We start from the raw sequence: 23,468 nt of genomic DNA, 5'->3' as shown, positions 1-23,468 counted from the left end.
CCCATAGCGGTAATCCAATAACAACAACGCTCACGGAGATCGACGATGACCTTTTCACTGCGCCGCCTCGTCCTCGCTACCGGCTGCCTGCTGTTGGCCGGCAACGCCCTCGCTGCAGAACCGAAACGCCCCGAATGCATCGCACCCGCCTCCCCTGGCGGTGGCTTCGACCTGACCTGCAAGCTGGTGCAAAGCGCACTGGTACAAGAAAAAATCCTCAGCAAGCCGATGCGCGTCACCTACATGCCCGGCGGTGTCGGCGCGGTCGCGTACAACGCCGTGGTCGCCCAGCGCCCGGCAGACGCCGGCACGCTGGTGGCCTGGTCCAGCGGCTCGCTGCTTAATCTGGCTCAGGGCAAATTCGGCCGTTTTGACGAAAACGCAGTGAAATGGCTGGCTGCCGTCGGCACCAGCTACGGTGCCATCGCGGTGAAGAGCGACTCGCCCTACAAGACCCTTGATGACCTGGTCGCAGCGCTGAAGAAAGACCCGAGCAAGGTCGTGATCGGTTCCGGCGGTACCGTCGGCAGCCAGGACTGGATGCAGACCGCGTTGATCGCCAAGGCCGCAGGCATAAACCCGCGCGACCTGCGCTACGTGGCCCTGGAGGGCGGCGGCGAAATCGCCACGGCATTGCTGGGCGGCCATATCCAGGTCGGCTCTACCGACATTTCCGACTCCATGCCGCACATCCAGAGCGGCAACATGCGCATCCTCGCGGTGTTCTCTGAAAACCGCCTGGACGAGCCGGAAATGAAAGACATCCCTACTGCCAAGGAGCAGGGCTACGACATCGTCTGGCCGGTGGTGCGCGGTTTCTACCTGGGGCCAAAAGTGAGCGACGAGGACTACGCCTGGTGGAAGGCCTCGTTCGACAAGATGCTGGCCTCCGAGGACTTCGCCAAGCTGCGAGACCAGCGCGAGCTGTTCCCGTTCGCCATGACCGGCGAAGAGCTGGACGGCTATGTGAAGAAGCAAGTGGCTGACTACAAGGCACTGGCCAAGGAATTCGGCCTGATCCAGTAAGCCTGTCGAACTCACCACCACCCCTGTGGGAGCGGCCTTGTGTCGCGATCGGGCGCGAAGCGGCCCCTGGCACAGCCGATACGATGCTTCGGACAGATCGCATCGGCAGGTTTAGCGGCCGCTTCGCGCCCGGTCGCGACACAAGGCCGCTCCCACAGGATTTGCATCTCACTTGAGCAATCCCAACGAGGATTCCCCAATGATCCTTCAACGCATTTTCGCCCTGGCCCTGCTGGCGGTGTGTGCCGCCCTGGCCGTGATGGCCTGGCCCTATCAGGCTGCATTTTCCTATGAACCGGTGGGCCCGCGCGCTTACCCGCTGCTGGTGCTCGGCCTGATGGGGCTGGGCCTGCTGTACCTGGTGTTCCGCCCAACGCCCATCGTGCGCAAGGATGACGAACCGGAACTGGACCGCGAGACCCTGATCAAGATCACCGCCTGTGTCGGCCTGCTGATCGTCTTCGCCGCCACTTTCGAAGCGCTCGGCTTCATCCTCAGCGCCATCCTGGTCGGCCTGCCCATGGCTCGGCTGTACGGTGGCCGCTGGCTGCAAAGCGCCATTGTGGTGGCCGGCATGAGCATTTTCCTCTACTGGCTGTTCGACCGTGTGATGGACGTGCCACTGCCCCTTGGCCTGCTGAGCGTACTGGAGAACTGACATGGATACCTTGAGCTACCTGGGCCAGGGCTTCGGCATTGCCCTGTCCCCTTACAACCTGGTCACCGCCCTCTCCGGCACCTTGATCGGCACCGTGGTCGGCCTGCTGCCGGGCCTGGGCCCGATCAATGGCGTGGCCCTGCTGATCCCCATCGCCTTTGCCCTCGGCCTGCCGCCGGAATCGGCGCTGATCCTGCTGGCGGCGGTGTACCTGGGCTGCGAATATGGCGGGCGTATCAGCTCGATCCTGCTGAACATCCCGGGCGAAGCCTCGACCGTGATGACAACCCTGGACGGCTACCCGATGGCTCGCCAAGGACTGGCAGGCGTCGCGCTGTCGCTGTCGGCCTGGAGCTCGTTCATCGGTGCCTTGATCGCCACCTGCGGCATGGTGCTGTTCGCCCCGCTGCTGGCGAAATGGGCCATCGCCTTCGGCCCGGCGGAGTACTTTGTGCTGATGGTGTTCGCCATCGTCGCGTTGGGTGGCATGGCCGGTGACAAACCACTGAAAACCTTCATTGCCGCTCTCATCGGCCTGTTCCTGTCGGCGGTCGGCATCGACGCCAACAGCGGCGTGTACCGCTTCACCGGTGACAGCGTGCACCTGGCCGACGGCATTCAGTTCGTGGTCCTCGTGCTGGGCCTGTTCTCCATCAGCGAAATCCTCCTGCTGCTGGAAAAGACCCACCATGGCCACCAGGCGGTCAAGGCTACCGGCCGTATGCTATTCAACTTCAAGGAAGCGGCCTCGGTGTTCCTGGTCAACATCCGTTGCGGCCTGCTCGGTTTCATCATGGGTGTTCTACCCGGCGCCGGCGCAACGCTGGCCAGCGCCGTGGCCTACATGACCGAGAAACGCATGGCCGGGGAAAGCGGCAAGTTCGGCAAAGGCGATGCCCGTGGCCTGGCAGCCCCGGAAACTGCCATTGGTGCGTCCTGCTGTGGCGCCCTGGTCCCGATGCTGACCCTGGGCGTACCGGGCTCTGGCACCACGGCCGTGATGATCGGCGCCCTGACCCTGTACAACATCACCCCTGGCCCACTGCTGTTCGAACAGCAGCCAGATATCGTCTGGGGCCTGATCGCCTCGCTGTTCGTCGCCAACATCATGCTGGTGATCCTCAACATCCCGATGATCCGCATCTTCACCCGCATCCTCGCCGTGCCAAACTGGGCGCTGGTGCCGGTGATCGCCATCATCACCGCGATCGGTGTGTACGCCGTGCATGCCACCACCTTCGACCTGTTCCTCATGGTCGGTATCGGCATCATGGGCTACATCCTGCGCAAGCTGGACTTCCCTCTGTCGCCGATTCTGCTGGGCTTCATCCTCGGCGGGCTGATGGAGCAGAACCTGCGTCGGGCGCTGTCGATCTCCAACGGTGAACTGGGCATCCTCTGGTCCAGCCCGATCAGCATGGGCGTCTGGGCGCTGGTAGTGCTGATGCTCGCCCTGCCGCTGCTGCGCATCTGGCGCAAACGCAGCCTGCAGCGCCGGGCCCTGGCCGATGCCTGATCGGTCGTTGCCATTGTTCGTCGCGACCGGGCTGGTCGGCCTTGCTGGCGGTTTTGCCGCCAGCAAGGTCGGCTGGCCTTTGCCATGGATGGTCGGTTCATTGCTGGCGATCATCCTGGTGCGCTGCCTGACGCGTTGGCAGCTTTCGGAAATCCCCAACGGCCGCAAGTGTGGGCAGTGGATCATCGGCATCGGTATTGGCCTGCACTTCACCCCCGCGGTGATCGAGCAGGTGGCCAGCCATTTCGCGCTGATTTTCTTCGGTGCGTTGTTCACCACCCTGTCCAGCGTGATCAGCGTATGGCTGCTGCGGCGAACCGGCGAAGACCGCGCCACCGCGTTCTTTGCCAGCATGCCGGGCGGTTCGGGAGAGATGGTCAACCTTGGGGCGCGCAATGGCGCGGTGCTCAGCCAGGTGGCGGCAGCGCAAAGCTTGCGTGTGCTGGCAGTGGTGCTGTGCGTGCCGGCGCTGTTCAAGTTTCTGCTGGGTGACGGGGTACCACTGAACCACACCGGTAGCGTGAGCTGGGGCTGGCTGGCGTTGATTGCGCCCTTGGGCGTTGCCGTTGCCTTGCTCTGGCAGCGCTTGCGCCAGCCCAATCCATGGCTGTTCGGGCCATTGCTGGTCGCGGCTACGGTCAGCCTGGCCGGCAACCTGCAGATCGCCCTGCCCAACGGCGCCAGCCAGATCGGCCAGTGGCTCATCGGCAGCGGCCTGGCCTGCCACTTCAACCGCGCGTTCTTCCGCCGCGCACCGTCGTTCCTGGGACGCACCTTGATGGCCACGGCGTTGTGCATGGCGATTGCCGCCAGTGCCGCGTGGGTGCTGAGCATGATGACTGCACTGGACTTGCGTTCGCTGACACTGGGGATGATGCCTGGCGGGATCGCCGAAATGAGCCTCACGGCCGAAACGTTGCAATTGTCAGTGCCGCTGGTAACCGCGCTGCAGGTGATGCGCCTGATCCTGGTGTTGTTTCTTGCAGAACCGCTTTTCCGGTGGTGGGACAACAGGTATTCAAGCGGCAAGCCCCCTGAAGATAGATAGTTACCACTTGCCCAATGCCCGGATGAATAGAGTCGGATTGCTGCCCTGATCGCCAGCAAACCCACACTTCCCGGCATTCAAGAGGTAATGATGAAAGTCCGTCTTTCTTGCAACTATCGCTCGGCTATTGCCTGGGCATGCCTTGCCATCAGCGCAGGCAGCCTTGCCGCACAGCCACCTGCCCCCGTCCAGATCAACGTCGTGGCTATCAATGATCTTCACGGCTACCTGGAACCCAACCCCCAGGACTACGCCGGCGCGCAAGGCGCTACCCGCCTGACCTACGGCGGCATCGCCACACTCGGTGCCATGCTCGATGAACTGCGAACGCAGGACCCCGACCTGCTGTTCATCGGGGCTGGCGACTTGATAGGGGGCAGCCCCGCCATTTCTGCGCTGTGGGCTGACGAACCTGTGCTTGAGGCCTTGAACGCGATGGGCATGATCGTCAGCGCATCCGGGAACCATGAACTGGATGCAGGCAAGGCCGAGTTTCTTCGTCAGATCCACGGAGGATGCGAGTCGACGCGCCCTGAAAAGGCTTGCAAGTTTCGCGGCAACTACCCAGGAAGTGGCTTCCCTTACATAGCGTCCAACCTGATCGATACCACTACGGGCAAGCGCTTGCTACCGGCTTATCACATTGAGCAGGTAAAAGGGGTGAAGATAGCGTTCGTCGGTGCAGTGCCGCGCAACATGGAAAAAGTGGTCTCGGCCAGAGCATTCGCAGGGCTCAAAGCCACGGATGAAGCGCAAGCCATCAATGACGTGATTCCGGAGCTCAAGGCCAAGGGTGTGAATGCAATCATTGCGGTCATGCACCAGGGAGGGGATACCGCCGAGCCGTTCGACACGCAGGATTGCAGCCAGCTGAGTGGCGCGGTCGTCGACGTGGCGAAGCGGCTGGATCCTGCGGTAGATGCTGTCATCAGCGGTCACTCGCATGCCAGCTATCAATGCAAGGTGGGTGACCTGAGCATCACTCAGGCTGGCAAGTACGGCCACTTCCTGACTCAGTTGAAGTTGCAGGTAACGCCAGGCACCCATCACGTCACGAACATCACCGCCCGCAATATTCCTGCTGACCCACAGAACTACCTGCCGAATGCCCAGTTGGCCAGTTTGCTGGAGGAAGTGCGTCAGCGGTCCGGGGAAAAATTGCTCGAACCCATAGGACGCATCTCGACGGCAGAACTTGACCGCAAAGAAAATGCGGCCGGTGAAACAACCTTGGGGAACCTGGTCACGGATGCCCAATTGGCCATGACCCAGGCGTTCAATACCCAGGTTGCCTTTCTCAACCTGGGTGGGCTGCGCAGTGATCTTATCCAGCCTGCCGATAGCGACCTGACCTACGAACAATTATTCGCCGTACAACCGTTCAATAACCCACTGGTGGTTCAGGAACTGACAGGCAAGCAGATTACCGAACTGCTCAACCTTCAATGGAACAGGGGCAGTTTCAATCCGCTGCAAGTATCGAAGGGTTTTCATTATGAGTGGGATGGTTCACGGCCTGTCGGCAGCCGTGTCGTCGAGGGCAGTGTGCGTCTTCACGGCAAACCCGTTGAGCCGTTGACCCATTATCGCGTCGTCAGCAACCTGTTCCTGGCCGATGGTGGCGGTGGCTTGGCCACTTTCAAAGAAGGAAGGCGACGCCAGGACACCGGCATCTCCGACCTGGAAGCCTTGGTGGCGTATGTGCGCCAGAACCATGAGCGGGGTATTGCTATTGGCCAGCGCAGCGAGCCGCGCATCAGCATGACGCCCTGAGCGATTGCGTACCCCACCCCGGTTTCTCACAGCGGGGGCAGTGCCCAGTCGATGGGCCCGAGCCCCCGCTGCTCGAGGAAGCTGTTGGTACGGCTGAAATGCCCGCAACCGATGAACCCGCGATACGCCGACAGCGGCGAAGGATGGACCGACTTCAGTACCAGGTGCTTGGTACCGTCGATCAGCTTCTGCTTGCTCTGTGCATGCGCCCCCCATAGCAGGAATACCACGTTCGGGCATTGCTCACTGACCACCTGGATAATCCGGTCGGTAAAAAACTCCCAGCCTTTCTTGGCATGCGACGCGGCATTGGCGCGCTCGACGGTCATGGTCGTGTTGAGCAACAGAACGCCTTGTTCCGCCCAGCTCTGGAGGTAGCCGTGGCTGGGGATCGGGATGTTCAGGTCGCGCTGCAGCTCCTTGTAGATATTGACCAGCGACGGTGGCGTGGCCACGCCCGGTTGCACCGAGAAGCACAAGCCATGTGCCTGGCCCGGCCCGTGGTACGGGTCCTGACCGAGGATGACCACCTTCACCTGACCCAGCGGTGTCGAATTGAGCGCATTGAAGATCAGCGGCCCTGGCGGGTAGATCTCCTTGCCGGCAGCGTACTCGCCACGCAGGAACTCGCGCAGCTGGTGCATGTAAGGCTGGTCGAATTCACCGCGCAATGCGGCCTTCCAGCTGGGTTCGAGTTTGATGCGATCGTCGTCAGTCATGGGGCCTTCCATAAACAATGGCGCGACACTAGGTAAGCTCTTCGCGCTTGTCAAACGATCCGACCGACGACCGGCATGATCGGCCAGGCAAGCCATACTTGAGCGATGACTTGCGAGAGGTAGTCCATGACCATTCACTGCGAGGTACTCACCGGCGTCGATGGCGCCCGCATCGGCATCGCCACCCTGGATGCGCCCAAGGCGCTCAACGCCCTGAACCTGCCGATGATCGAGGTGCTGGGCGAACAACTGCATGCCTGGGCCCGCGACCCGGGTATCGTCTGCGTGCTGCTGCGCGGCAACGGGGCAAAAGCCTTTTGCGCAGGCGGCGATGTCCGTACGCTGGCGCAAGCCTGCCGGGACCACCCCGGCAGTGTCCCACCGCTGGCGGCCTCCTTCTTCGCCGCCGAATACCGCCTGGACTTTGCCCTGCACACCTACCCCAAACCGTTGCTGTGCTGGGGCCATGGGCATGTGCTGGGTGGTGGCATGGGGCTGCTGCAAGGCGCCAATGTACGTATCGTCACACCCAGCAGCCGGCTGGCCATGCCGGAAATCAGCATCGGCCTGTACCCTGACGTAGGCGCCAGTTGGTTCCTGGCCCGACTGCCGGGCAAGCTGGGTTTGTTCTTCGGCCTGACAGGTGCGCCGATCAACGCCCGCGATGCCCTTGATCTGGGCCTGGCTGACCGTTTTCTGGGCGAGCACCAGCAAGAGGCCTTGATCGAGGAGTTGGTGCAACTCAACTGGCAGGAGCAGACCGCCATACAACTGAACAGCCTGCTCAAGGCCGAGCAGCATCGTGCCTGCGCCGAGCTGCCTGATGCCCAGTGGCTGCCACGACGGCATGAGATCGATCAGTTACTCGACGTGGCGGATGCGGCTTCAGCCTGGCGCGCGCTGGAAAGGCTCAAGCAGCATGACGACCCATTGCTGGCAGATGCCGGCCACCGTCTGCATGAGGGTTGCCCGCTGACGGCGCATCTGGTCTGGGAGCAGATCCGCCGGGCGCGGTACCTGTCGTTGGCGCAGGTGTTCCAGATGGAATACAGCATGAGCCTGAACTGTTGCCGCCACCCTGAATTCAGTGAAGGCGTGCGCGCTCGCCTGCTGGACAAAGACAACCAGCCGCGCTGGCACTGGCCTGATGTGGCGCAAGTGCCGGCGGCGGTAGTCGAGGCGCATTTTGCCAAGGCATGGGAAGGACGGCACCCATTGGCGGATGTGGGTTAGCCTGCTGCTGCGGGGGCTGCTTTTCAGCCCCCGCCTCCGCTCAGCTAGCGCTGCCAGTTTCCTCCTCGCCCCTGCCCGCCCCGCCCGTCCCAGCGCCCGCGGTCGTCAACCTGCCGATTGGAGTGCCGGTCGCCCTGCCGGTAACGCTGGCTGTCATTGCGATAGTCATGGCGATCCCGGTCCTGCCGGTAGTCTTGCCGCTGGCGATTGCCGTAGTCATAGCGCGGGTTGCCATGCCACTGGTTCATCCTCGGCTGCGGATAGGGCCGGTAATGGGGCACAGGGGCCGACCGATTGTAGTAACGGGGAGCAGGCTGATAGTAGTAGCGCGGCGCAGGCGCTACATAGTACCGGTCATAGCGGTAATACCCCGGCGCCACATAGCGGTCGGTGGAGTAGTAGTCCGAACGGTAGTAGCCCCCGCGTTCATAGTACGGGGCGCAGGCCGAAGTCATCAGCCCCAGCAGGGCGATCAACAGGATTCGATAGGACATGGCGGCCTCCTGGACCGCTGGAGTGCCCGAACAGCGGCGCTGGCGAGCGTCGATACGAGATGCGTCAATCGACATTGACTAAGACAGCGGCGCGCAGGTGCAGTGCCATTTCTGCAATAACTTGATACAGCTGAAATAACCCTGAAAAACTTGCAGTCATTTGTCGGCCATCTCACTAGAATAAGCGGCTCGGCACACATCACGGGAAGATCATGCCCTTACGTTCCGCTCTGTTCTCGCAACGCTCGCTGATCGTTACCCTGCTCGTGTTACTGGCCTGCGGCTTCCTGGCCACCTCGCTGCTCAGCTACTTCTCCTCTCGCAGCGCCATCCGCGACGGCATCATCAATACCGAATTGCCGCTGACCTCCGACACTGTCTACTCGGAAATCCAGAAAGACCTGATCCGCCCGGTGCTGATCGCCTCGATGATGGCCCAGGACACCTTCCTGCGCGACTGGGTGCTGTCCGGCGAGCAGGATACCGAACGCATGACCCGCTACCTGAGCGAGGTCATGGGCAAGCAGGACATCTTCACGTCCTTTTTCGTGTCCGATCGCACGCGGACCTACTACCAGGCCAAAGGCGTGCTCAAGCACGTCGAACCGGGCACCTGGCGTGATGCCTGGTATTTCCGTCTGCGTGAACTCAAGGCCCCTTATGAGATCAACGTCGACCTGGACATGGCCAACCAGGACAGCCTGACCGTGTTCATCAACTACCAGGTGCACGACTACCAGCAGCGCTTCATCGGCGCGGCAGGCGTAGGGCTGAGCGTATCGTCGGTGGTCAAGCTGATCGATCAGTACCAACGCCGCTACCAACGCGCGGTGCTATTCACCGATGCCAAAGGCAAGGTGCTGTTGACCGGCTCCGAGGGTGGCCCGCATGGTTTGCAAGTTGGCCAGTCACTCAGCGACAACCCTGATCTGAAAGCCATGCTGGCCGAGCAGTTGGTGCCGGGCGAAGGCAGCCGCGAGTACCATGACAGCGAAAACCACAGCCACTTTCTCAACGTTCGCCACCTGCCCGAACTGGACTGGTACCTGTTGGTGGACAAACGCGAAACCGGCGTCCTCGACCGCATTCGCCACGCGCTGTACCTGAACCTGGCGATCTGTACGATGATCACCCTGGTGGTGCTGGCACTGGTGCATGCCATGGTCCGCCGCCACCAGGCCAGCACCGAGGCCTTGGCCACGCTCGACAGCCTCACCGGCTTGTACAACCGGCGCAGCTTCGACCTGCTCGCCGCCCAGGCGCTGCGAGAAGCCAGGCGCGACAGTAGCCCACTGGTGGCCTTGCTGATCGATCTGGATCACTTCAAGGCGCTGAACGACAACCACGGCCACCTGGCAGGTGACGAAGTGCTACGCCAATTCGCCAATGTGCTGCAAGGCAGCCTGCGTCAGTCAGATATACTGTGCCGTTGGGGCGGTGAGGAATTCATCGTGCTGCTGCGCGAAGCTGAAGGCCGCCAGGCCATCGAGGTGGCGGAAAAGATCCGGCGACGCACCGAACAGCTGACCTTCAGTTACGACAACCAACCGCTGCGACTGACCACCAGCATCGGCCTGAGCAGCCTGCAACCGGGGGATACCCTGCACGCCCTGCTGACCCGCGCCGACCGCGCGCTTTATCGTGCCAAGCAGGCTGGCCGCAACCGTGTCTGCTGTGAAACCCGCCATGAATGACAAGCAACACTGCCCCGCTTGCGGTGCCCTCAACCAGTGCAGCCTGGCCGACCCACGCCGTGCCACCCAGGCGTGTTGGTGCTACAGCGTGACCATCGACCCGGCCGTGCTCCAGGCCCTGCCCGACGAGCTGCGCAACAAGGCCTGTCTGTGCCCGCGCTGCGCCGCCGTTGAAGAACAGCTCCGTCCATCCGCTGCCCACTGATCGTTGCCATGCGCCTTGACCGTTTCCTCGCCAACCTGCCCAGTTACAACCGCCAGCACGTTCGCCTGATGCTGGCGCAACGCCGCGTGCGAGTGGATGGCCAGGTAGTCAGCGACCCGCTGACCGACGTGCGTGAATTCAGCCGCGTAGAGCTGGACGAGCAACTGCTGCAGGCCGGCCGCCCGGCCCGCTACCTGATGCTGTACAAGCCCACTGGCTGCGTAAGCGCCACCCACGACCCGCAACACCGTACCGTTCTCGACCTGCTGCCAGCGGCGTTGCGAGATGACCTGCACATAGCCGGGCGCCTGGATTTCAACACGACCGGCCTGATGATCCTGACCAACGATGGCCAGTGGTCACGGCGCCTGACCCAGCCTGCCACCAAGCTGCCCAAGCATTATCTGGTGGACACCGAGGACGAGATTGGCGAGCACTATGTGGCCAAGTTTCGCGAGGGTTTCTATTTTGCCTTCGAAGACCTCACCACCCAACCTGCCCAGCTGGACATCCTCGGCCCCCACCGAGCCCGGCTGGCGATCGTCGAGGGGCGATACCACCAGGTCAAGCGCATGTTCGGGCATTTCAACAACAAGGTGGTGGGGCTGCATCGGGAGAGCATGGGGGCGATCCGGCTGGATCCGGGGTTGGCGCCGGGGGAGTATCGTGAACTGACGGCCAATGAGATAGCCACTGTCTAGGCCGTGACAGACCGCCCGTGTCGTCATACGACCGCTCAGCGACAAAAGTCACATTACTTACCGAACGGCACTTGCGCGATCCCCAACCCACTGCTTGAATCCAAATCGTCAGTCTGCATGTGACTACCAAGTCACACCTGCAGCCGATGACACTTTTTGCCGGCCACCCAAAGCCTAGATGCCTTGGGGCACGGCAAATTGCCCGCCAAAAACAATACCGTCGACGCAAGTGCCAAGGATCGACACAGGGCCCCCGGTTTATCTTCAGGCAAATGCCTACCTGTCATAAAGAACGTGCACCCTAGGTGACGCGAATACCCTTTTTGCGCCAGGAGTCGATGACATGAGGCCAGAAATCGCTGTACTTGATATCCAAGGTCAGTATCGGGTTTACACGGAGTTCTATCGCGCGGATGCGGCCGAAAACACGATCATCCTGATCAACGGCTCGCTGGCCACCACGGCCTCGTTCGCCCAGACGGTACGTAACCTGCACCCACAGTTCAACGTGGTTCTGTTCGACCAGCCGTATTCAGGCAAGTCCAAGCCGCACAACCGCCAGGAACGGCTGATCAGCAAGGAGACCGAGGCGCATATCCTCCTTGAGCTGATCGAGCACTTCCAGGCAGACCACGTGATGTCTTTTTCGTGGGGTGGCGCAAGCACGCTGCTGGCGCTGGCGCACCAGCCGCGGTACGTGAAGAAGGCAGTGGTGAGTTCGTTCTCGCCAGTGATCAACGAGCCGATGCGCGACTATCTGGACCGTGGCTGCCAGTACCTGGCCGCCTGCGACCGTTATCAGGTCGGCAACCTGGTCAATGACACCATCGGCAAGCACTTGCCGTCGCTGTTCAAACGCTTCAACTACCGCCATGTGAGCAGTCTGGACAGCCACGAGTACGCACAGATGCACTTCCACATCAACCAGGTGCTGGAGCACGACCTGGAACGTGCGCTGCAAGGCGCGCGCAATATCAACATCCCGGTGCTGTTCATCAACGGCGAGCGCGACGAGTACACCACAGTCGAGGATGCGCGGCAGTTCAGCAAGCATGTGTGCAGAAGCCAGTTCAGCGTGATCCGCGATGCGGGCCACTTCCTGGACATGGAGAACAAGACCGCCTGCGAGAACACCCGCAATGTCATGCTGGGCTTCCTCAAGCCAACCGTGCGTGAACCCCGCCAACGTTACCAACCCGTGCAGCAGGGGCAGCATGCATTTGCCATCTGAGCGGCTCGGCGCCTTGTAGCCAATACCCGCAGGCCACGGGGCGCCGACAAGCTTTTTTATAACTTGGGCTTCTAATTCGCTGAAGGTTCTGGTAAAAAGTCGAGCTCAGATGCGGGTATAGTTTAGTGGCAAAACGAAAGCTTCCCAAGTTTTAGTTGAGGGTTCGATTCCCTCTACCCGCTCCACATCGCAGTCCCGCATGGCGTTCCAGCAACGTCATCGCAGTCAAAAGGAGCCTTGGCTCCTTTTTTCGTTTTTCATCCTGCCTTGACCTGGCCCATGGCCAATTACCCACCGATCCGCTTCAATGCGCATCGGGCCTTTGCGTGCGCAAGCGAAACGGTTTGTGGCGGATATGCTCACTGGATTCGTGAAAACATTCGAAAGGACAACGCATGTTTCTCTCCCGCTGGCTACCGGGCCTTGCCAACCTGCTGCACTACCGCCGTGAATGGTTCCACGCCGATCTGCAAGCGGGCCTGTCGGTAGCCGCGATCCAGATTCCCATTGCCATTGCCTATGCGCAGATCGTCGGGCTGCCGCCGCAATATGGCCTGTACGCCTGTGTGCTACCGATGATGGTCTACGCGCTGATCGGTAGCTCGCGCCAGCTGATGGTCGGCCCCGACGCCGCCACCTGCGCGATGATCGCCGGTGCCGTGGCACCGCTGGCCATGGGCGACCCGCAGCGCATCGTCGAACTGTCGGTGATCGTCACCGTGCTGGTCGGCGTGATGCTGATTGCCGCGGGCCTGGCGCGGGCCGGGTTCATCGCCAGCTTCTTCTCGCGGCCGATCCTGATCGGCTACCTCAACGGTATCGGCCTGAGCCTGATCGCCGGGCAGCTGTCCAAGGTGGTGGGCTTCAAGATCGAGGGCGACGGTTTCATCCTCAGCCTGATCAACTTCTTCCAGCGTCTGGGCGAAATTCACTGGGTCACATTGATCATCGGCCTGGCCGCCCTGGGCCTGCTCATCTGGCTGCCACGGCGCTACCCGCGCCTGCCCGCAGCCCTCACGGTAGTGGCGCTGTTCATGCTGCTGGTTGGCCTGTTCGGCCTTGACCGTTTTGGCGTCGCCGTCCTTGGGCCGGTACCTGCAGGCATCCCGCAACTGGCCTGGCCACACAGCAACCTGGCGGAAATGAAGAGCCTGCTGCGCGACGCCCTGGGTATCGCCACCGTCAGCTTCTGTAGCGCCATGCTTACCGCACGCAGCTTTGCCGCCCGGCATGGCTATGCGATCAACGCCAACCACGAATTCGTCGCCCTGGGCGTGAGCAACCTGGCGGCCGGGGTTTCCCAGGGCTTTGCCATCAGCGGTGCCGACTCGCGCACTGCGGTCAACGACATGGTCGGTGGCAAAAGCCAGCTGGTGGGCATCATCGCGGCACTGGTGATCGCCCTGATCCTGCTGTTCTTCACCGCGCCCATGGCCTGGATCCCGCAGGCTGCGCTGGGCGCCGTGCTGCTGATGGCGGGCTGGGGGTTGATCGACATCAAATCGCTGGGGCATATCCGGCGTCTAAGCCGCTTCGAGTTCTGGCTGTGCCTGCTGACCACGGCGGGCGTACTGAGCCTGGGCGTGCTGCCCGGTATCGTGTTTGCCGTGACCCTGGCGATCCTGCGCCTGCTTTACAGCATCTACCAGCCCACCGATGCCGTACTGGGCTGGCTGCCGGGCACCGAAGGCCAGGTCGACATCCGCAAGTTCAAGGACGCCCGCACCGTGCCTGGCCTGGTGGTGTACCGCTTCGACGACGCCATCCTGTTCTTCAACGCCGACTATTTCAAGATGCGCCTGCTTGAAGCCGTGCAAAGCCAGGACCAGCCTAAAGCCGTGCTGTTCGATGCCGAAGCGGTAACCAGCATCGATGTCAGCGGCATCGCCGCCCTGCGCGAAGTGCGCGACACCCTGGCGGCCCAAGGCATCTTCTTCGCCATCGCCCGCGCCCGTGGCACTTTCCTGCGCATGCTGGTGCGCTCGGGGATGGCGCGGGACATGGAAGAAAAACTGCTATTCGGCTCGGTACGCGCAGGGATTCGTGCGTACCGCGTGTGGCGCAACCGAAACCACAGTGTGCAAGTGACCGAACAGGGTTGAGCGGCTTTCATCCTGTTCAACGTGCTGCGCCTTTGCTGGCCCTTTCGCGGGTAAACCCGCTCCTACATGGACTTGTAGGGGCGGGTTCACCCGCGAAAGGGCCAGCACAGACAACACAAAACCATCGCCCTGACACCAACCCTCGCACACCTCGCATGACATGCTAAAGTCGCCCCGTTCCCCGCACCACCCAACGGACTCAGCATGCCCGCTCTCGATGCCACCCTCACCCCCTGGCCAGAACTCGCCGCCCGCCATCCCTGCGACGCCCTGCTGCTGGGCAACGGCGCCAGCCGCGCAGTATGGAAGCCGTTCGGCTACTTCTCGCTGTTCGAGCAAGCGCAACGCGCAGGCCGCAAGAAAGGCCTGGCGGTCAGCGACAAGGCACTGTTCAAGTCCTTGGCCACGGAACTGTTCGAGCCGGTGCTCAGCGCCCTCAACACCACCGTGCGTACCAACGCCGCCCTGGCCATCAACTCCACCGCGCCGCTGAACCGCTACTACTCGATCAAGGAAGCGTTGATTCACGCCGTGCGCACAGTGCATCTGCCCTGGCCGCTGATGCCGAAGGCCACACTGGCAACCCTCAATCAGGCGCTGCGCGGCTATCGAAGCGTCTACACCAGCAACTACGACCTGCTGCTGCCATGGGCCGTGCAGCACGCCCCGAGTGGCTTCGCCGAACTGTTCGACGAACAAGGCTATTTCGACGTGCGACGCACCGGCAGCGAAGGCACCCGGGTGCTGCACCTGCATGGCGGCCTGCACCTGCTCAAGCTGCCCGACGGCACCACCCGCCAGCGCAGCGCTGAAAGTGCCGAACTGCTCGATGGGTTTGCCGTGAACATCCCGGGTGAAGTACCGCTGTTCGTCAACGAAGACCGCAGCGACGAAAAACTGCGCGCTATCCGCAACTCGGACTACCTGAGCTGGTGCCTGGGGCAGCTGGCGCAGGAAAACCACGGGATATGCCTGTTCGGGCAGCATCTGGACAGCAGTGACCGGCACCTGCTCGACGCTGTGCGCCAAGCCCGTCCGCAACAGCTATCCATTGCCATTCGGCCGCTGGGCGAGGCTTCGGTGATCAATCAGAAGCAGCATTTTGCAGATCGTTTCGGGGATTTGCCGGGGACGGCGCTGCATTTCTTCGATGCCAGCACCCACCCGTTGGGGCAGGCAGCATTGGCTATCGAAGTGCCCTCTGCTCGGCGCTGACAGCGTCCCCGGAGGCGTGCCGGTGGGTGGCGTCAGAGCAACCCATCCGCGCGCAACAACGTTTCCAGGCAATGCTCCTGCACCCCATAGAACGCCTTGAGCTGGGCAATCTTCTCCAGCAACGCCCCGTTATCTCCCGCCTGCCGCCGCTTCACCGCAAGAATCATCTTGTTCTTGTTGGTGTGCTCCAGCGAGATGAATTCGAACACTTTGGTTTCATAGCCACAGGCTTCCAGGTACAGCGCGCGCAGGCTGTCGGTCAGCATTTCGGCCTGCTGGCCCAGGTGCAGGCCATACTGCAGCATGGGTTGCAGCAACCCTGGGCTGTGCAATTGCGGGCGGATCTGCTTGTGGCAGCACGGCGAGCACATGATGATCGCGGCGTTGCAGCGGATGCCGGTGTGGATGGCGTAGTCGGTAGCGATGTCACAGGCATGCAAGGCGATCATCACCTCGATGGCCTCAGGCACCACGCTGCGCACATCACCACACTGGAACTCCAGGCCTGGGTGGTCGAGGCGTGCGGCCGCGGCGTTGCACAGGTCGACCATGTCCTGGCGCAGCTCCACGCCGGTGACCTGTGCGTCGCGGCCCAAACTGTTGCGCAGGTAGTCATGCATGGCAAAAGTCAGGTAGCCCTTGCCCGAACCGAAGTCGGCCACCCGCAGCGCCTGTTCCGTAGACACCGGTGCATTGGCCAGGGCGTGGTCGAAAACCTCGATGAACTTGTTGATCTGCTTCCACTTGCGCGACATGGACGGGATCAGTGCGCCTTGTGCGTCGGTCACACCGAGGTCGCGCAGAAACGGCCGCGACAGCTCCAGATAACGCTTCTTCTCGCGGTCATGCCCGCTGCCCGCATCGGCCACGCGCGGTGCCTGGGCACCGTGGCGCTGGAGCATCGGTTTGCCCTTCTTGCTGAAGGTCAGCTGCACTTCGCCGTCAGCATCGAACAGATGGGCATTGCGGAAGCTGTCCGGCAGCAGTTCGGCAACCAGCACCTGGGCCTGGTCCAGCGGCAGGTTGCGGGTGATGTCGCGGGTCTGGTGGCGGTAGACCAGCGAAAGGCACGGCTGGCCCTTGACCTGCAGCGGCTTGGCAATGATCCGTTGCAAGGTCTGGTCGGCACCGACATGGCGCGCCAGCACCAGCTTGACCAGGGTTTCGCCGTGCAGGGTGGCGTTCAGCAGGTCGAGAAACTGAGCGCGCGCATCCGGCGCGCAAGAGGCAGAAGTACTGGCGGACATGAAAAAGGGGGCCTTGGGAAGCGGAACGCCTATTCTAACGTGCCCCAAGCACCCTGTGGGAGCGGGCTTGCCCGCGAACACCGGCAAAGCCGGTGCCAGACACCCTGTCGCCTGTTTCCAAGGCAAGCCTGTGCCCACAGGAAATCCAGCAAGGCTGGACGCTCCTTCAGTCGAGAATCACCAAGCGGTTGGGCAACTCGTTGCGTGCATGGGTTGGCGGCACGTGCTGGCTAAGCAACTCGCCACACGCTTCGATGCACTCGACAAAGCCCTGCAAGGTACGGCCCTGGCGCACCTGCTCGGCCAAGCGGGCACCGATGGCCGCGCGGGCTTGGGCATCCAGGCAGTGCTCGATACCCCGATCGACCAGGATCTCCACATGCCGCTCCGCCTCGCTGACGAAAATCAGCACGCCCGTGGCGCCTGCTGTGCGCTGCAGGTTCTGCTCGCGAAACTGCTGGTGGGCCAGGCGCGAGGCACGCCAGCGGCGCAAGGTACGGGGGATCAGCCAGTCGGCCAGGCGCGGGTTGCGCAGCAGCATGCACAAAACGACGAACAGCAGCACGTTGCCCATCAGCACGCCACGCACGCTGGGCCAAGCCAGCAGCCAGTGCAACAGACCGGGCACGGTCAGTGCCAGCACGGCGGCCCACAACAACGGCCAATACGCATAATCGTCGGCACGACGGGCAAGCACCGTCACCAGTTCGGCATCGGTACGCCGTTCGGCACGGGCAATGGCTTCGGCAATCTGCCGCTGATGGTATTCGTCGAAGGGGGTCATGCCGTCGGTCTCTTGAGCGTTCTTATAGTTGTTATCCCGGCATTCGGGGCTTCATCCGCAGGCGACATATTCAGGCATAATCCGCCGCTGGAAGAATTGCCTGCAAATCGTACAACAATAGCCGCCTGAAAACTTCGGTCGCGCACGTATCACCGTGGATACGGCAGAGGCCCCAAAACGGAATTGATGATGAAACTGTCTTTGCTGGGCCTGGCCATGGGCCTTGCCAGTCAGGCGGCCCTCGCCGCCCCCACCGCCCCGCCCCTGCAGGACAAGCAGGCCTTTATCGAGCATCTGATCAGCCAGATGACCGAAGCCGAAAAAATCGGCCAGTTGCGCCTGATCAGCATCGGCCCGGAAATGCCCCGCGACAAGATCCGCGAGGAAATCGCCGCCGGCCGTATCGGTGGCACCTTCAACTCACGCACAGCCCCCGAAAACCGGCCGATGCAGGACGCGGCCATGCGCAGCCGCCTGAAGATCCCGATGTTCTTCGCCTACGACACCGTCCACGGCGAGCGCACCATCTTCCCGATCGGCCTGGGCATGGCCGCGACCTGGGACATGGAGGCCGTCGCCAAGGTCGGCCGCACCGCCGCGATCGAAGCCTCGGCCGACGCCCTGGACATGACGTTCGCGCCAATGGTGGATATCGCCCGTGACCCGCGCTGGGGCCGCACCAGCGAAGGTTTCGGCGAAGACACCTACCTGACTTCGAGAATCGGCCAGGTAATGGTGCGCTCGTTCCAGGGCAGCAGCCCGGCCAACCCCGACAGCATCATGGCCATCGTCAAGCATTTCGCCTTGTATGGCGCCGTGGAAGGCGGGCGCGACTACAACACGGTCGATATGAGCCTGCCGAAAATGTACAACGACTACCTGCCACCCTATCGCGCCGCGCTCGATGCAGGGGCCGGTGGCGTGATGGTGGCGCTGAACTCGATCAACGGCGTACCGGCCACCTCCAACACCTGGCTGATGAACGACCTGCTGCGCAAGGAGTGGGGCTTCAAGGGCGTGACCATCAGCGACCACGGTGCCATCCAGGAACTGATTCGCCACGGCGTCGCCCGTGACGGCCGTGAAGCCGCCAAGCTGGCGATCAAGGCCGGCATCGACATGAGCATGAACGATACCCTGTACGGCGAAGAGCTGCCGGGCCTGCTGAAGTCCGGCGAGGTGACCCAGCGCGAGCTGGACCAGGCGGTGCGTGAAGTGCTGGGTGCCAAGTACGACATGGGCCTGTTCAAGGACCCGTACGTGCGCATCGGCAAGGCCGAAACCGACCTGAAGGACTACTACGGCAACGACCGCCTGCACCGCGAAGCTGCGCGTGACGTGGCACGCCGCAGCCTGGTGCTGCTGGAAAACCGCAACCAGACCCTGCCGCTGAAAAAGGCCGGCACCATTGCCTTGGTCGGCCCGCTGGCCGATGCCCCGATCGACATGATGGGCAGCTGGGCAGCCGACGGTAAGCCCGTTCACTCGGTGACCGTGCGCGAAGGCTTGCGCCGCGCCATGGAGGGCAAGGCCAAGCTGGTCTACGCCAAAGGCTCCAACGTCACGGGCGACAAGGCGATCTTCGATTACCTGAACTTCCTCAACTTCGATGCTCCGGAAATCGTCGACGACCCACGCCCGCCTGCTGTGCTGATCGATGAAGCAGTCAAGGCGGCGAAGCAATCCGACGTCGTGGTCGCAGTGGTCGGCGAGTCCCGCGGCATGTCCCACGAGTCGTCGAGCCGCACCACCCTGGAGATCCCGGCCAGCCAGCGCGAGCTGATCAAGGCGCTCAAGGCCACCGGCAAACCGCTGGTGCTGGTGCTGATGAACGGCCGGCCGCTGTCGATCAGCTGGGAGCGCGAGCAGGCCGACGCCATCCTGGAAACCTGGTTCGCCGGCACCGAAGGCGGCAATGCCATCGCCGACGTGCTGTTTGGCGACTACAACCCCTCCGGCAAGCTGGCCATTACCTTCCCACGGTCGGTGGGGCAGATCCCGATGTACTACAACCACACCCGCATCGGCCGGCCGTTCACGCCGGGCAAGCCGGGCAACTACACCTCGCAATACTTCGAAGAACCCAACGGGCCGCTTTATCCGTTCGGCTATGGCTTGAGCTACAGCAGCTTCGAGCTGTCGGGCCTGAACCTGTCGAGCAAGGATCTCAAGCGCGGCGATACGCTGGATGCCAAGGTAACGGTCAAGAACACCGGCAAGGTTGCAGGCGAGACGGTGGTGCAGCTGTACCTGCAGGATGTGTCGGCGTCGATGAGCCGCCCAGTGAAAGAGCTGAAAAACTTCCAGAAGCTGATGCTTGAACCGGGTGAAACCCGCACGTTGACCTTCCGCATCAGCGAGGACGACCTGAAGTTCTACAATGGCCAGTTGCAGCGGGTTGCCGAACCAGGGGAGTTCAATGTCCAGATAGGGCTGGATTCCCAGGCGGTGCAGCAGCAGAGCTTTGAATTGCTTTGACTGAAAAAGGCCGCCTGTTCCGGCCTTTTCGCGGGTAAAACCGCGCCTACAGGTGCTGCAGAGTCCCTGTAGGCGCGGGTTTACCCGCGAAGAGGCAGGCCCCGATCTCCCACCACCGGATCCGCCCCCGATGCCCTTTTCCTTTCGCGCCCTGCGTCTGGGGCTGATCACCCTGCTGATCGTGCTGGGTACCGCACTCAGCGCCGGCTGGGCCATGCACCAGGCCAAGCGCCAGGCCATGGAAGACGACGCCAAGCGTGCCAGTCAGCAACTGGGCCTGTACGCCAACGCACTGCACACCCTGATCGATCGCTACCGTGCCCTCCCCGCCGTGCTGGCGCTGGACCCGGAGCTGATCGCAGCCTTGCGCGGCCCGGTCGACGAAAAGGTTCAGAACGCCCTGAACCTCAAGCTCGAACGCATCAATGGCGCCGCCAATTCCTCCACCCTCGAGCTGCTCGACCGCACCGGGCTGGCCATTGCCGCCAGCAACTGGCGGCTGCCCAGCAGCTACGTCGGCTCCAACTACGGTTTCCGCCCCTACTTCAAGCAAACCCGCAACCAGGGCAGTGGCCGCTTCTATGCCGTGGGCGTGACCAGTGGCGTGCCGGGCTACTTCCTCGCCAGCGCGGTGAACGACGAGCATGGCCGATTCCTTGGCGCCATGGTGGTGAAGCTGGAGTTCCCCGAGCTGGAACGCGAATGGCGACAGGGCAACGATATCCTGTTGGTCAGCGACGCCCGCGGCATCACTTTCATCGCAAACCAGGATGGCTGGCGCTACCGCGAACTTCAGCCGCTCAGTGGCGCCGACCGTGCCGAGCTGGCCGAAACCCGTCAGTACGACAAGCAACCGCTGGTGCCGCTACACCATCAGGTGCTGACGCGGTTTGCCCCCTACAGCACCCTTAGCCGCGTGCAAGGCCCCGAGGGTAGTACCGAGTACCTGTGGGAAAGCCTGCCGCTGGAAGGCGAAAACTGGACCTTGCACCTGCTGCGCAAACCGCAGGTCGCTGCCGACGGCCGTAATGCCGCGCTTGGCGCCGCCGCCGTCTGGCTGAGCCTGGTGTTCGCCGCCCTTTTCGTCAGCCAACGCCTGCGCCTGGCACGCCTGCGCCAGCGCAGCCGGCAAGAACTCGAACGCCAGGTCGAAGAACGCACCCGCGAGCTGCGCACTGCCCAGGAAGGCCTGGTGCAATCAGCCAAGCTGGCCGCACTCGGGCAGATGTCGGCGGCCATGGCCCACGAAATCAACCAGCCGCTGACCACCCAACGTATGCAGCTGGAAACCCTGCGCCTGCTGCTTGACCATGGTCGCCATGACGAAGCGCGGCAAGCGCTGGAGCCACTGGAACAGATGCTCACGCGCATGGCAGCACTTACCAGCCACCTGAAAACCTTTGCCCGCAACAGCCCGATGGGCCTGCGCGAACGCCTTGACCTGGCAACCGTGGTCGACCAGGCCTTGCACCTGCTGGAAGCGCGCCTTCGCAACGAGGAAGTGGAAGTGGCTCTGTACCTGGCACGCCCGGCCTGGGTACGCGGGGATGCCATCCGCCTGGAGCAGGTGCTGATAAACCTCCTGCACAATGCACTCGACGCCATGCTCGACAAGCGTTACAAACGCCTGGAGATCCGCATCGAACCCGACGGGGAGCTATGGCGCCTGAGTGTGCTCGACTCGGGTGGCGGCATTGCCGAAGCCGACCTGGCCAAGGTCTTCGACCCGTTCTTCACCACCAAACCGGTGGGGGAAGGGCTAGGGCTGGGCCTGGCCATTTCCTACGGCATCGTCCACGAGGCCGGCGGCCAGCTGCGGGCCGAAAACCTGCCTGGCGGCGCGCGCCTGAGCCTTACCCTGCCCCGTGACCTGGAGCCTGTATGTTGAATTCGGTGATCGTCGTCGATGATGAAGCCAGTATCCGCACTGCTGTCGAGCAATGGCTGAGCCTGTCTGGCTTCAGCGTGCAGTTGTTCGCTCGCGCCGAAGCGTGCCTGGCACACCTGCCGCAGCACTTCCCTGGGGTGATCATCAGCGATGTGCGCATGCCGGGCATGGATGGCCTGCAATTGCTCGAACGCCTGCAGGCGAACGACCCCGACCTGCCCGTGATTCTGCTGACCGGTCACGGTGATGTACCGATGGCGGTAGAAGCCATGCGCATGGGGGCCTATGACTTCCTGGAAAAACCCTTCACGCCGCAAGATTTGCTGGGCAGCCTGCGCCGCGCCCTTGAAAAACGCCAGCTGGTGCTTGAGAACCGCCGGCTCCACGAGCAGGCCGACCTCAAGTCACGCCTGGAAGGCACGCTGCTGGGCATGTCCCAGGGCCTGCAACAGCTGCGCCGGCAAGTGCTGGACCTGGCCGGCCTGCCGGTGAACGTGCTGATCCGCGGTGAAACCGGCAGTGGCAAGGAGCGGGTGGCCCGCTGCCTGCACGACTTCGGCCCCCGTGCCGCCAAGCCCTTTGTAGCCCTTAACTGCGCGGCCATCCCCGAGTCGCTGTTCGAGGCCGAACTGTTCGGCCATGAGAGCGGCGCCTTCACGGGCGCCCAGGGTAAACGCATCGGCAAGCTGGAGTATGCCAACGGTGGCACCGTGTTCCTCGACGAAATCGAGAGCATGCCCCTGGCCCAACAGGCCAAGCTGTTGCGGGTGATACAGGAGCAGAAACTGGAGCGCCTGGGGGCCAACCAGAGCATCAGCGTCGACCTGCGCATCATTGCTGCGACCAAGCCTGACCTGCTCGAGGAGGCTCGTGCCGGGCGCTTCCGCGAAGACCTGGCCTACCGCCTGAACGTCGCCGAATTGCACCTGGCACCGCTGCGCGAGCGGCGGGAGGACATTCCGCTGCTGTTCGAACACTTTGCACGTGCTGCCGGTGAAAAGCTTGGTCGCGCGGCCCCGCCGCTATCGGGTGCACAGCTGGCCCAGCTGCTGTCACATGACTGGCCTGGCAACGTGCGTGAACTGGCCAATGCGGCGGAGCGGCATGCGTTGGGGCTGGGTTCGCCAAACATCGAGGTGGCACCTGCCGGGCAGTCGCTGGGCGAGCAGATGGAAGCATTCGAGGCGCAATGCCTGCGTGCGGCCTTGCGTCAACATGGGGGCGAGATCAAGTCGGTGATGGAGGCCTTGCAACTGCCGCGGCGCACGCTTAACGAGAAGATGCAACGGCATGGGCTGGTGCGCGAGGATTTTATTGGGCAGGCATGAGCGGAAATCCGCTTATGACCAAGACCTGGTAGGCAAAAAACCGCTCATGACGTCGAGGTTTTGGACTGCTTTGCAGCCCTTCGCGGTCAAGCCCGCTCCTGCAAAGGGCGGCGCAACACCCACTGCTG

19 protein-coding genes and 1 tRNA gene are annotated in these 23,468 nt (G+C 62.7%); 16 read left to right on the top strand and 4 right to left on the bottom strand.

Features of this window, described 5'->3' with window-relative positions; genetic code table 11:
• The first annotated feature begins 45 nt into the window (after positions 1 to 45).
• From C4Q27_RS17155 to C4Q27_RS17135, 5 genes are all read left to right on the top strand, one after another.
• On the top strand, positions 46 to 1,026 hold the full coding sequence (locus C4Q27_RS17155; protein ID WP_003252023.1) for a tripartite tricarboxylate transporter substrate binding protein: 981 nt from the start codon (positions 46 to 48) through the stop codon (positions 1,024 to 1,026).
• A gap of 199 nt (positions 1,027 to 1,225) precedes the next feature.
• Positions 1,226 to 1,684 (top strand): tripartite tricarboxylate transporter TctB family protein, encoded by a 459-nt coding sequence (locus C4Q27_RS17150; protein ID WP_017147937.1) that lies wholly within the window; start codon positions 1,226 to 1,228, stop codon positions 1,682 to 1,684.
• 1 nt (position 1,685) lies between these two features.
• Positions 1,686 to 3,200 carry a tripartite tricarboxylate transporter permease gene (locus C4Q27_RS17145; RefSeq protein ID WP_012053611.1) on the top strand — a complete coding sequence of 505 codons (1,515 nt, stop codon included), beginning with the start codon at positions 1,686 to 1,688 and terminating at the stop codon, positions 3,198 to 3,200.
• On the top strand, positions 3,193 to 4,248 hold the full coding sequence (locus tag C4Q27_RS17140) for an AbrB family transcriptional regulator (RefSeq protein ID WP_104887109.1): 1,056 nt from the start codon (positions 3,193 to 3,195) through the stop codon (positions 4,246 to 4,248). Before C4Q27_RS17145 ends, C4Q27_RS17140 begins: the two co-directional genes overlap by 8 nt.
• A 90-nt stretch (positions 4,249 to 4,338) precedes the next feature.
• A complete protein-coding gene (locus C4Q27_RS17135; RefSeq protein ID WP_104887108.1) occupies positions 4,339 to 6,021 on the top strand; it encodes a bifunctional metallophosphatase/5'-nucleotidase in 1,683 nt (560 codons plus the stop codon).
• A 26-nt stretch (positions 6,022 to 6,047) separates the two neighbouring features.
• On the opposite strand, the gene ung is transcribed toward C4Q27_RS17135, so the two are convergent.
• Positions 6,048 to 6,740, bottom strand: coding sequence for a uracil-DNA glycosylase (gene ung, locus C4Q27_RS17130; RefSeq protein ID WP_104887107.1), 693 nt, complete (start codon positions 6,738 to 6,740; stop codon positions 6,048 to 6,050).
• A 126-nt stretch (positions 6,741 to 6,866) separates the two neighbouring features.
• On the opposite strand from ung, the gene C4Q27_RS17125 reads away from it, so the two are divergent.
• On the top strand, positions 6,867 to 7,973 hold the full coding sequence (locus C4Q27_RS17125) for an enoyl-CoA hydratase/isomerase family protein (protein WP_104887106.1): 1,107 nt from the start codon (positions 6,867 to 6,869) through the stop codon (positions 7,971 to 7,973).
• Between the two features lie 44 nt (positions 7,974 to 8,017).
• Here the strand turns inward: C4Q27_RS17125 and C4Q27_RS17120 are convergent, their stop codons facing one another.
• A complete protein-coding gene (locus C4Q27_RS17120) occupies positions 8,018 to 8,467 on the bottom strand; it encodes a hypothetical protein (RefSeq protein ID WP_014859154.1) in 450 nt (149 codons plus the stop codon).
• A gap of 212 nt (positions 8,468 to 8,679) precedes the next feature.
• Between C4Q27_RS17120 and C4Q27_RS17115 the strand changes: the two genes are divergently transcribed.
• From C4Q27_RS17115 to C4Q27_RS17085, 7 genes are all read left to right on the top strand, one after another.
• Positions 8,680 to 10,161 carry a diguanylate cyclase gene (locus tag C4Q27_RS17115; protein WP_104887105.1) on the top strand — a complete coding sequence of 494 codons (1,482 nt, stop codon included), beginning with the start codon at positions 8,680 to 8,682 and terminating at the stop codon, positions 10,159 to 10,161.
• Positions 10,154 to 10,366: a cysteine-rich CWC family protein gene (locus tag C4Q27_RS17110; RefSeq protein WP_003252007.1), complete on the top strand. Its 213-nt coding sequence runs from the start codon at positions 10,154 to 10,156 to the stop codon at positions 10,364 to 10,366. The genes C4Q27_RS17115 and C4Q27_RS17110 overlap by 8 nt, the downstream gene beginning before the upstream one ends.
• Positions 10,367 to 10,374: 8 nt before the next feature.
• The gene (locus C4Q27_RS17105) at positions 10,375 to 11,067 is read left to right on the top strand and encodes a pseudouridine synthase (protein WP_104887104.1); all 693 of its coding nucleotides are present in this window, start codon (positions 10,375 to 10,377) and stop codon (positions 11,065 to 11,067) included.
• A gap of 343 nt (positions 11,068 to 11,410) precedes the next feature.
• Positions 11,411 to 12,298: a (R)-3-hydroxydecanoyl-ACP:CoA transacylase gene (gene phaG / locus C4Q27_RS17100; protein ID WP_064491123.1), complete on the top strand. Its 888-nt coding sequence runs from the start codon at positions 11,411 to 11,413 to the stop codon at positions 12,296 to 12,298.
• Between the two features lie 111 nt (positions 12,299 to 12,409).
• Positions 12,410 to 12,483: transfer RNA gene (locus C4Q27_RS17095), tRNA-Gly, on the top strand.
• A gap of 210 nt (positions 12,484 to 12,693) precedes the next feature.
• Complete coding sequence (locus tag C4Q27_RS17090; protein ID WP_064491124.1) at positions 12,694 to 14,400, top strand: SulP family inorganic anion transporter; 1,707 nt, start codon at positions 12,694 to 12,696, stop codon at positions 14,398 to 14,400.
• 204 nt (positions 14,401 to 14,604) lie between these two features.
• Positions 14,605 to 15,615, top strand: a complete 1,011-nt coding sequence (locus C4Q27_RS17085) for a DUF4917 family protein (protein ID WP_104887103.1) — start codon at positions 14,605 to 14,607, stop codon at positions 15,613 to 15,615.
• A 32-nt stretch (positions 15,616 to 15,647) separates the two neighbouring features.
• Here the strand turns inward: C4Q27_RS17085 and C4Q27_RS17080 are convergent, their stop codons facing one another.
• Together C4Q27_RS17080 and C4Q27_RS17070 are read right to left on the bottom strand one after the other, a co-directional pair.
• Positions 15,648 to 16,862 (bottom strand): SAM-dependent methyltransferase, encoded by a 1,215-nt coding sequence (locus C4Q27_RS17080; RefSeq protein ID WP_104887102.1) that lies wholly within the window; start codon positions 16,860 to 16,862, stop codon positions 15,648 to 15,650.
• A gap of 166 nt (positions 16,863 to 17,028) precedes the next feature.
• Positions 17,029 to 17,646 (bottom strand): TPM domain-containing protein, encoded by a 618-nt coding sequence (locus C4Q27_RS17070; protein ID WP_104887101.1) that lies wholly within the window; start codon positions 17,644 to 17,646, stop codon positions 17,029 to 17,031.
• Between the two features lie 186 nt (positions 17,647 to 17,832).
• Here C4Q27_RS17070 and bglX point away from each other — a divergent pair, with 186 nt between their 5' ends.
• From bglX to C4Q27_RS17055, 3 genes are all read left to right on the top strand, one after another.
• Entirely contained in the window at positions 17,833 to 20,124 is a 2,292-nt protein-coding gene (gene bglX / locus C4Q27_RS17065; protein ID WP_064491127.1) for a beta-glucosidase BglX, read from the top strand.
• 130 nt (positions 20,125 to 20,254) lie between these two features.
• Positions 20,255 to 22,012, top strand: a complete 1,758-nt coding sequence (locus C4Q27_RS17060) for an ATP-binding protein (RefSeq protein WP_070096161.1) — start codon at positions 20,255 to 20,257, stop codon at positions 22,010 to 22,012.
• Positions 22,006 to 23,340, top strand: a complete 1,335-nt coding sequence (locus C4Q27_RS17055) for a sigma-54 dependent transcriptional regulator (RefSeq protein WP_104887100.1) — start codon at positions 22,006 to 22,008, stop codon at positions 23,338 to 23,340. The genes C4Q27_RS17060 and C4Q27_RS17055 overlap by 7 nt, the downstream gene beginning before the upstream one ends.
• Positions 23,341 to 23,468 lie beyond the last annotated feature (128 nt).

The organism is Pseudomonas sp. SWI36 (assembly GCF_002948105.1).
Classification (GTDB): domain Bacteria; phylum Pseudomonadota; class Gammaproteobacteria; order Pseudomonadales; family Pseudomonadaceae; genus Aquipseudomonas; species Aquipseudomonas alloputida.
The sequence above is the reverse complement of the archived record's forward strand: the minus strand, read 5'-3'. Positions and strand labels throughout refer to the sequence as shown.